The following is an 8,277-nucleotide window of genomic DNA, read 5'->3' on the forward strand; positions in this document are numbered from 1 at the left end:
TCGTGTTCCCGACCTTGCCCCGTTACCGAACCGCCCATATCGCGGGCCGATGGATATCAGCAAATCTTGTTTCTTCGTCGGCATCGGTGGCTCGGGCATGATGCCGCTCGCGATGATCCTCGCGGGCCGCGGCGCGACTGTCGCGGGATCGGACCGCAACCTCGACCAGGGCCGCGTCCCCGCCAAGTTCGACGACCTCGCGGCGAAGGGAGTCGCGCTGTTCCCGCAGGACGGCAGCGGGATCGTCTCGGCGGACCAGTTGGTGATCGCTTCCGCCGCGATCGAGGCGAGCGTGCCCGACATGATCGCCGCCGACGCTCTGGGCTGCGAGCGCGCGACGCGGGCGTCGATGCTCGCGTCGCTGTTCAACGACAGCCGGCTGCCGATCGGGGTCGCGGGGACGAGCGGCAAGTCGACCGTGACCGGGATGATCGGCTGGATCCTGCATGCCGTCGGGCGCGATCCGACGGTGATGAACGGCGCGGTGATGAAGAACTTCGCGACCGCCGACGCGCCGTTCGCGAGCGCGCTGGTCGGTGCGGGCGAGGTGTTCGTGAGCGAAGTCGACGAGAGCGACGGATCGATCGCGGGCTATGCGCCGAAGATCGCGGTGCTCAACAACGTCAGCCTCGATCACAAGTCGCTCGACGAGCTCCGCCTGCTGTTCGGCAACTTCATCGCCAAGGCCGAGACGGCGGTGGTCAATGCGAACGACCCCGACGCCGCCGCGCTCGCCGCGCGGCTGCCGCGCGGTCAGGTGACGACGTTTGCGATCGATGCGTCCGCCGACCTGCGGGCGGAAAACCTGAAGCCCGAGCCGTTCGCGATCCGCTTCGATCTCGTATCGCGCGGCGTGCGGACGCCGGTAAAGCTCGCCGTCCCCGGCCGGCACAACGTATCGAACGCGCTCGCCGCGATCGGCGCGGCGATGGCGGCGGACGTGTCGCTGGCCGATGCGGTCAAGGCGATCGCAGGGTTCACCGGCCTGCGTCGCCGGTTCGATCGCGTCGGAGAGGCGGCCGGCGTCGCGGTGATCGACGATTTCGGGCACAACCCGGACAAGATCGCCGCCACGCTCGAGACGCTTCACGCGTTTCCCGGGCGGCTGCTCCTGCTGTTCCAGCCGCATGGTTATGGCCCGCTGAAGGTGATGGGTCGCGAACTCGTCGCGACGTTCGTCGAACGGATGGCGGAGGACGATATCCTCGTGCTTCCCGACCCGGCCTATTACGGCGGCACCGTCGATCGCGCGGTCACCAGTGCGGATATCGTCGGGCAGATCGTCGCGGGCGGTCGCGACGCGCGGCACATCGCCGACCGCGCCGAGGCCGCCGCCGCGCTGGTCGCCGAAGCCCGCCCCGGCGACCGGATCGTCGTGATGGGCGCGCGCGACGACACGCTGAGCGTCTTGGCGGCGGGGATGGTCGACGCCCTGGCCGCGCGCTGATATAGCGGAGGACAGGAGACTGCCGATGTTCCGCCGCCTGTTCCTCGATCACCCCGCCACCGTCGGCGAAAGCTATGCCGAGCATTTCGGCGTCGCCGGACGCTTCGGTATCACGATGATCAAGGGCGGCCTCGGCGCGCTGGTCCATGCCTTCGTGCCGGCACTGTGCAAGACGCGCGGGAGCGAGACGGTCGCCGAACTGCACCGGCAGATGGTCGAGAAGCGCGGCGCGGTCGCGGCGGATCAGGTGCAGATGAAGACGGTCGAGTTCATCATCTGACGATTGCCGGGAGCCCGCGGGCTTCCAAAGGTTACGATAAAGTCACGCCTGGAACGCTTCTGCGATCGTCCCCCGCCAGGGGGAGGACTGTGATGACGTGTGTGATGACGTGTAAAGCCTCATTGACTCTGCGCAGTGGTAATGACAAGTTTCCTTTACCGATTCGAAAGGACGCTTTCCATGCTCACGAACCCTGCCATTCGCCGGTACAACCGGCGCGTCATCGTGCTCAGTCTCGTCTACGTAGCGCTGCTGTTCGCCACGATTTATCTGTTCCGGCGTGGGGCGCTGCACGGGCCGATCGCCTATGTCGCCGCGCTGTTGCCCGCGCTGCCGCTGATCGGCATCTTCCTCGTGCTCGGCCGCTATATCGTCGAGGAAACCGACGAATATCTGCGGATGCTGCTGATCCGCCAGTCGCTGGTCGCCAGCGGGTTCATGCTGAGCGTGATGACCGCATGGGGATTTCTCGAAGGCTTCGGGCTGGTGCCGCACATCGCCGCCTATTACGCGGCGGTATTGTGGTTTGCCGGTCTGTGGGTCGGCTGGGGTTACAACATCGCCACGATGCGGCGCGGCGCATGAAAAACCGTCTCAAGGTGCTGCGCGCCGAGCGCGACTGGAGCCAGGGCGACCTGGCCGAGCGGCTCGACGTGTCGCGGCAGAGCGTCAACGCGATCGAGACTGGGCGTTACGATCCGTCGCTGCCACTGGCGTTCAAGATCGCCGAACTGTTCGGGCTGGCGATCGAAGACATCTTCACCAGCCCCTCGAAGACGGTCTAAAGCTGCGGGATGACCGATACGACCACGCCGCCCGCCGCCCCGCACTCTGCCGACACGCCGTCTGCCGACACGCCGCCCGTCAGGGAGCGCCCGCGCCTCGCCTATCATCACACGCCGGGCACCGCGCCGACGATCGTGTTCCTGTCGGGCTACGCCTCCGACATGGCCGGGACCAAGGCGGTGACGCTCGAGGCGTGGGCGAAGTCCGAGGGGCGCGCGTTCCTGCGGTTCGATTATGGCGGGTGCGGACAGAGCGAAGGCGCGTTCGACGAGCAGACGCTGGCCGATTGGCGCGACGACGTGCTGGCGATGCTCGACGCGCTGGTCGAGGACAGCGCGGTGATCGTCGGGTCGTCGATGGGCGGGTGGCTGATGCTGCTCGTGGCGAAGCTGCGCCCCGATCTGGTCAAGGGGCTGGTCGGGATCGCGCCCGCGCCCGACTTTACCGACTGGGGCTTCACCACCGACGAGAAGATGGCGCTGCTGACCAACGGGCGGATCGAGCGCAAGAACCCGTACGGTCCCGAGCCCACCGTCTATACCCGCGCCTTCTGGTCGTCGGGCGAGGCGAACCGGCTGATGTTCGGCGAGATCGCGATCGACGGCCCGGTCCGGCTCGTCCAGGGGCAGCGCGATCCCGACGTGCCGTGGCACCGCACCGCGCGGCTGGCCGAGCTGTTGCGTTCAGCCGATGTGCAGACATGGCTGGTCAAGGACGGCGACCACCGCCTGTCGCGCGACAGCGACATTTCCCTCATCATCCGGGCGGTCGAGGATGTGATCGCCGCTTTATGATCCTGCCATTGCTGCTTCTGTCGCTGGCGCAGGCTGGCCCCGCGGCCGCCACGCCCAAGCCCAACGTGGCGTCGCCCAAGCCCAGCGTGGCGTCGTCAAAGGCGATGGCGGGTCCGCTCGAGATCGGGACCGACCGGTTGCAACGCTGCGTCGCGCTTGCCGAGAGCGATCCGGCGGCGGCGCGCGCCGAGGCGGGACGCTGGCGGATCGCCGGCGGGCGTTTTCTCGCGCGGGGATGCGCCGGGCTGGCGTTCGCCGCGGAGAAGAGTTGGCCCTCCGCCGCGGGCGAGTTCGAGGAGGCCGCGCGTGCGGCACAACTCGCCAAGGATATACGCGCCGCGACCTACTGGGCGCAGGCGGGGAATGCATGGCTGGCTGCGGCACAGCCTGCCAAGGCGCGCGCGGCGCTCGATTCGGCGCTGACCGCGGGGACGCTCACCGGTCTGCCGCTGGGCGAGGCGCAGCTCGACCATGCGCGCGCGCTGGTCGCGACGGGCGATCTCGAATCGGCGCGGACCGATATCGATCTGGCGCTGACCAATGCCGCGGACGATCCGCTCGCGTGGCTGTTGTCGGCGACGCTGGCGCGGCGCGAGGGCAATCCCGCGCGTGCCAAGACGGATATCGGCGAGGCGTTGAAGCGCGCGGCGGACGACGCGTCGGTGCAGCTCGAGGCGGGCAATATCGCGGCGCTGGCAGGTGACGAGGCTGGCGCGCGCGCGGCGTGGGGACAGGCGGCGCGGCTGGCGCCCGAGACCTCGGTGGGACGGAGCGCGGTAACCGCGCTGCGGCAGTTCGACGCGGGCGGCAGCGCACCGCGTGCCGGCACGCCCAATACCGGCGTTCCGGTCGGACGCTGACGTCGCGCCCTTTCACCACCCCCTCCCCGTGCCTATCTCCCGTTCCGAACAACCCTCGGAGCAAGCATGAAATACCTCCACACGATGATCCGCGTGACCGATCCGGCCAAGACGATCGCGTTCTTCGAGCTACTCGGGCTGAAGGAGGTCCGCCGGATGGAAAACGAGAAGGGCCGCTTCACGCTGATCTTCCTCTCCGCCCCCGGCAACGAGGCCGCCGAGGTCGAGTTGACGCATAATTGGGATCCCGAGGACTATGGCGAGGGCCGCAATTTCGGGCATCTCGCCTACCGCGTCGACAATATCTACGACACCTGCCAGCGACTGATGGACTCAGGCGTCACGATCAATCGTCCGCCGCGCGACGGGCACATGGCCTTCGTGCGGACTCCAGACAACATCTCGATCGAGCTGTTGCAGGCCGATGGCGCGCTCGATCCGGCCGAGCCCTGGGCGTCGATGCCGAACACTGGCAAGTGGTAAGAGGCTGATGCTTGATATCGTCCGCGTCCCCGTCCTTTCCGACAATTATGCCTGGCTGATTCACGACACCGTCTCGGGTGAGACGGTGGTGGTCGATCCGGGCGAGGCGGGGCCGGTGATCGCCGCCGCCAAGATGCGCGACTGGCGGATCGACCGGGTGTGGACGACGCACTGGCATCCCGATCACACCGGCGGCAACGCCGAGATGAAGGCGTATGGCGCGACGATCGTCGGCCCGGCGGCGGAGGCGGACAGGATCCCGACGCTCGACGAGCAGGTCGGTGAGGGCGATGTCGTGCGGATCGGCGCGCATGCGGCGACCGTCATGACCGTGCCGGGGCATACGCAGGGGCATATCGCGTTCCACTTCGCCGACGATGCGGCCATCTTCACCGGCGACACGCTGTTCGCGATGGGGTGTGGTCGGCTGTTCGAGGGCACGCCCGCGGACATGTTCGCGAACATGCAGCGATACGCGGTGCTGTCGGACGAGACCGAGGTGTTCTGCGGGCACGAATATACGCAGAGCAACGGCCGCTATGCGCTGGTCGCCGAGCCGGACAATGCCGATACCGTCGCGCGGATGGCCGAGGTGGACGCGGCGCGCGCGAAGGGTGAGCCGACCGTGCCGACGACGATGGGGCTGGAGCGCGCGACGAATCCGTTCCTGCGGGCGACGTCGGTCGAGCAATTGGCGGGCTATCGCGCGGCGAAGGATGCGTTTCGCTGGTAAGAGGCGTATGGAGGTGGCAAGACTTTCGAGGAGCGTTGCGATGCGTATGCTTTTCCTGCCACTCCTGATGCTGCCGGCGGCGCTGCTCGGCGCGTGTACGCAGACGCAGGCCGATGTCGAGCGCGCACAGGTCCGCGAGGCGGGCGTGCAGGAGAAGCTGGCGAAGGAACTGGCGGGGCTGGTGCCGGGCAAGCCGGTAAGCTGCATCAACCAGTTCCCGCAAAAGCAGAGTTCGGGCTATGGTGCGACGATCCTGTACCGCGCCAGCGGCAACCTGGTCTATCGCAGCGATACCGTCGGCGGGTGCGAGGGGATCGCGCGCGGCGACGTGCTCGTCACGCAGACGCCGACCGGGCAGCTGTGCCGAGGCGACATCGCCCGGACGTTCGACCAGGCGTCGCGCTTCCCGACCGGCAGTTGCAGCTTCGGCGCGTTCGTACCGTATCGGAAGCCATGATGCGCGCACCGGTTCTCGCGGCGGTGGCGCTGATGCTGGTGGCGGGCAAGTCCGACCCGCTCGCCGGGCGACCGGCGGGCGCCCCGGTGCGGTGCATCAACCTGCAACAGCTGAACGGGCCCGAGATCGTCGATTCGCAGACGATCCTGTACCGGCAATCGGGCAAGCGGATCTGGAAGACCGGGCCGGTGGGCGGGTGCCCCTCGCTGCGGCCGCTCGATACGATGATCGTCGATGTTTACGGCGGGCAGCTTTGCCAGAACGACCGCTTCCGGACGGTGTCGCCGGGCATGTCGATCCCGTCGGGCTATTGCCGGTTCCGGGATTTCACGCCGTACGACAAGGTGAAGTAGCGGCCCCCCCCCAATCCGTAACACACCACCCCGGCGAAGGCCGGGGTCCAGTTGGGCGATGCTGATGGTGTAGGACGGCGCTTCGTTACGACAACCTTTCCAACTGGCCCCCGGCCTCCGCCGGGGTGGTAACGAACGCCCTCCCCCGTCATCCTGACGAAAGTCAGGACCCATAGTACTACGCGCCGCCCTCCGCAATTCTGGGTCCTGACTTTCGTCAGGATGACGCGCGCGCCCGCGGGGGCCTTAGTCGACGAACACTGCCGCGCGCTTTTCCATGTTGGCCCGCACCTGTTCGACCTGGTTGGGCGTGCGGATGACCTTCAGCTGTTCCTCGGTCTCGGCGTGCAGGATCGCCACTGCGTCCGCATCCGCCGCGAGGTTGTAGAGACGCTTCGCGCCCTGGATCGCCTGCGGGTTCCTGGAGGAGATCTCACGCGCGAGCATCATCGCCTCGCCGAGCGGGTCTTCGGACAGCCGCGTGACGAAGCCGTACCGCACCGCCTCCGCGCCATCGAACTCGCGCGCGGTGTAGGTGAGTTCGCGCAGTACGTCGTCGCGCGCCAGCGTCCGCCACAGCGCGATCCCCGCCATGTCGGGGACGAGTCCCCAATAGGTCTCGCGGATCGCAAAGCGCGCGCTGGGGTGCGCGATGCGGATGTCCGCGCCCGACATGATCTGAAACCCGCCGCCGAACGCGACGCCGTGGACCGCGGCGATCACCGGCATCGGGAGCGTGCGCCAGCCCCACGCGACCTGCTGCGGGAGGTTCGCGCCACCCGCCGTCCGCTCGCCAAGCTCCAGCCCCGACCCGCCGCTCGCCATCGACGCCATGTCGAGCCCGGCGCAGAACGCCTTGCCCTCGCCCGACAGCACGACGCAGCGGACGTCCTTCATGCCCGCAAGCTGGTCGATCGCGGCGGAGATGCCCGCGAACATCGCCGGGTCGATCGCGTTCATCTTGTCCGCGCGGTTGAGGCGGACGTCGGCAACGCCCTCGGTGACGGTGATGGTGACCCGGTCGTTCATTTAGGCGATCCTCTCGATCTTTGCGGCAACGCTAACCACCCCCGCGCTAGCCCGCAATGTTGCGCGTGCGCACGCGGCGTGTAGAGGCGGGCGGATGGCTGGTTTTGATCCACAATGGTTTGCGACGCGCGGGTTCGGCGGGCACGGCGCCGCGCTGGGGATGCGCTATCACGCGCATGGCGACGACTGGGCGGAGCTTGCGCTGCCCTATGACGAACGGCTGATCGGCGATCCGGCGAGCGGCGTGATCGCGTCGGGGCCGATCATCACGATGATGGACATGGCGACGAGTCTGGCGATCTGGATCAAGCGCAACGCGTTCGTGCCGCACGCCACGCTCGACCTGCGCGTCGATTACCTGCGCCCCGCGACGCCGGGGAAGACGGTGATCGGGCGCGGCGAATGCTACCGGATCACGCGCTCGATCGCGTTCGTGCGCGGGCAGGCGCATGACGGCGACCCGAACGATCCGCTCGCGCATGTCGCGGGGACGTTCATGGTGGTGGGCGACGTGGCGGGCATGGGCCTCAACAGAAGGATCGAGGCATGACGATCGGCCTGCCGCCCTATGCGGAGATCCTGCGCGTCTCGGTCGAGATCGAGGCGGGCGCACCGCCCGTGCTGCTGATGCCATTTGCGGACGACGTGCTGGGACGGCCGGGGTTCCTGCATGGCGGTGCGATCTCGGGGTTGCTCGAGATGGCGGCGATCGCCGCGTTGCAGCATGCGCTGGAGGCCGAAGGCGCCAATGGGTCCGACCCGCGGATCAAGCCGGTCAACGTCACGGTCGATTTCATGCGTGGCGGGCGTGACAAGCCGACGCGCGCGGCCGGCGTGGTGACGCGGCTGGGCACGCGCGTTGCGAACGTCGAGGCCACCGCCTGGCAGGACGAGCGCGACAAGCCGATTGCCGCCGCGCGGATGAACTATCTGATCGTGCGCGACTGATCTTCTGCTCCCCTTCCGCTTGCGGGAGGGGTCGGGGGAGGGGCGTGCCCCACCAGCCGGACGCCAGTACGTACGTCGCCCCCCCCCCCCCCCCCCCCCCCCCCCCC

Annotated in this window: 13 protein-coding genes; 12 read left to right on the top strand and 1 reads right to left on the bottom strand. The window is 68.2% G+C overall.

The annotated features are described in order from the left end of the window. Positions 1-49 precede the first annotated feature (49 nt). The 10 genes from ASE88_RS16240 (at position 50) to ASE88_RS16285 (ending at position 6,193) form a co-directional block, all read left to right on the top strand. Positions 50-1,447 carry a glutamate ligase domain-containing protein gene (locus ASE88_RS16240; RefSeq protein ID WP_056479910.1) on the top strand — a complete coding sequence of 466 codons (1,398 nt, stop codon included), beginning with the start codon at positions 50-52 and terminating at the stop codon, positions 1,445-1,447. Between the two features lie 25 nt (positions 1,448-1,472). After that, positions 1,473-1,727, top strand: coding sequence for a DUF6356 family protein (locus ASE88_RS16245; RefSeq protein ID WP_055881104.1), 255 nt, complete (start codon positions 1,473-1,475; stop codon positions 1,725-1,727). Between the two features lie 180 nt (positions 1,728-1,907). Continuing rightward, positions 1,908-2,312 carry a hypothetical protein gene (locus tag ASE88_RS16250; protein ID WP_056479912.1) on the top strand — a complete coding sequence of 135 codons (405 nt, stop codon included), beginning with the start codon at positions 1,908-1,910 and terminating at the stop codon, positions 2,310-2,312. Next, positions 2,309-2,512: a helix-turn-helix transcriptional regulator gene (locus ASE88_RS16255; protein ID WP_055881111.1), complete on the top strand. Its 204-nt coding sequence runs from the start codon at positions 2,309-2,311 to the stop codon at positions 2,510-2,512. Before ASE88_RS16250 ends, ASE88_RS16255 begins: the two co-directional genes overlap by 4 nt. A 9-nt stretch (positions 2,513-2,521) precedes the next feature. Further along, positions 2,522-3,307, top strand: a complete 786-nt coding sequence (locus ASE88_RS16260) for an alpha/beta hydrolase family protein (RefSeq protein ID WP_056479915.1) — start codon at positions 2,522-2,524, stop codon at positions 3,305-3,307. Further along, entirely contained in the window at positions 3,304-4,167 is an 864-nt protein-coding gene (locus ASE88_RS16265) for a hypothetical protein (RefSeq protein WP_056479920.1), read from the top strand. The genes ASE88_RS16260 and ASE88_RS16265 overlap by 4 nt, the downstream gene beginning before the upstream one ends. 66 nt (positions 4,168-4,233) lie before the next feature. Continuing rightward, positions 4,234-4,650: a VOC family protein gene (locus ASE88_RS16270; RefSeq protein WP_056479923.1), complete on the top strand. Its 417-nt coding sequence runs from the start codon at positions 4,234-4,236 to the stop codon at positions 4,648-4,650. A 7-nt stretch (positions 4,651-4,657) separates the two neighbouring features. After that, entirely contained in the window at positions 4,658-5,383 is a 726-nt protein-coding gene (gloB, locus tag ASE88_RS16275; protein WP_056479926.1) for a hydroxyacylglutathione hydrolase, read from the top strand. 40 nt (positions 5,384-5,423) lie between these two features. Next, positions 5,424-5,840 (top strand): hypothetical protein, encoded by a 417-nt coding sequence (locus tag ASE88_RS16280; protein WP_055881121.1) that lies wholly within the window; start codon positions 5,424-5,426, stop codon positions 5,838-5,840. After that, on the top strand, positions 5,840-6,193 hold the full coding sequence (locus ASE88_RS16285) for a hypothetical protein (RefSeq protein ID WP_055882330.1): 354 nt from the start codon (positions 5,840-5,842) through the stop codon (positions 6,191-6,193). Before ASE88_RS16280 ends, ASE88_RS16285 begins: the two co-directional genes overlap by 1 nt. Positions 6,194-6,439: 246 nt before the next feature. On the opposite strand, the gene ASE88_RS16290 is transcribed toward ASE88_RS16285, so the two are convergent. After that, positions 6,440-7,222, bottom strand: a complete 783-nt coding sequence (locus ASE88_RS16290) for a crotonase/enoyl-CoA hydratase family protein (RefSeq protein WP_056479929.1) — start codon at positions 7,220-7,222, stop codon at positions 6,440-6,442. Between the two features lie 94 nt (positions 7,223-7,316). On the opposite strand from ASE88_RS16290, the gene ASE88_RS16295 reads away from it, so the two are divergent. Together ASE88_RS16295 and ASE88_RS16300 are read left to right on the top strand one after the other, a co-directional pair. After that, positions 7,317-7,772: a PaaI family thioesterase gene (locus ASE88_RS16295; RefSeq protein ID WP_056411660.1), complete on the top strand. Its 456-nt coding sequence runs from the start codon at positions 7,317-7,319 to the stop codon at positions 7,770-7,772. After that, the gene (locus ASE88_RS16300) at positions 7,769-8,170 is read left to right on the top strand and encodes a PaaI family thioesterase (RefSeq protein WP_056411662.1); all 402 of its coding nucleotides are present in this window, start codon (positions 7,769-7,771) and stop codon (positions 8,168-8,170) included. The genes ASE88_RS16295 and ASE88_RS16300 overlap by 4 nt, the downstream gene beginning before the upstream one ends. Positions 8,171-8,277 lie beyond the last annotated feature (107 nt).

It is taken from the genome of Sphingomonas sp. Leaf38, assembly GCF_001421825.1.
In the GTDB taxonomy this organism is placed as follows: domain Bacteria; phylum Pseudomonadota; class Alphaproteobacteria; order Sphingomonadales; family Sphingomonadaceae; genus Sphingomonas.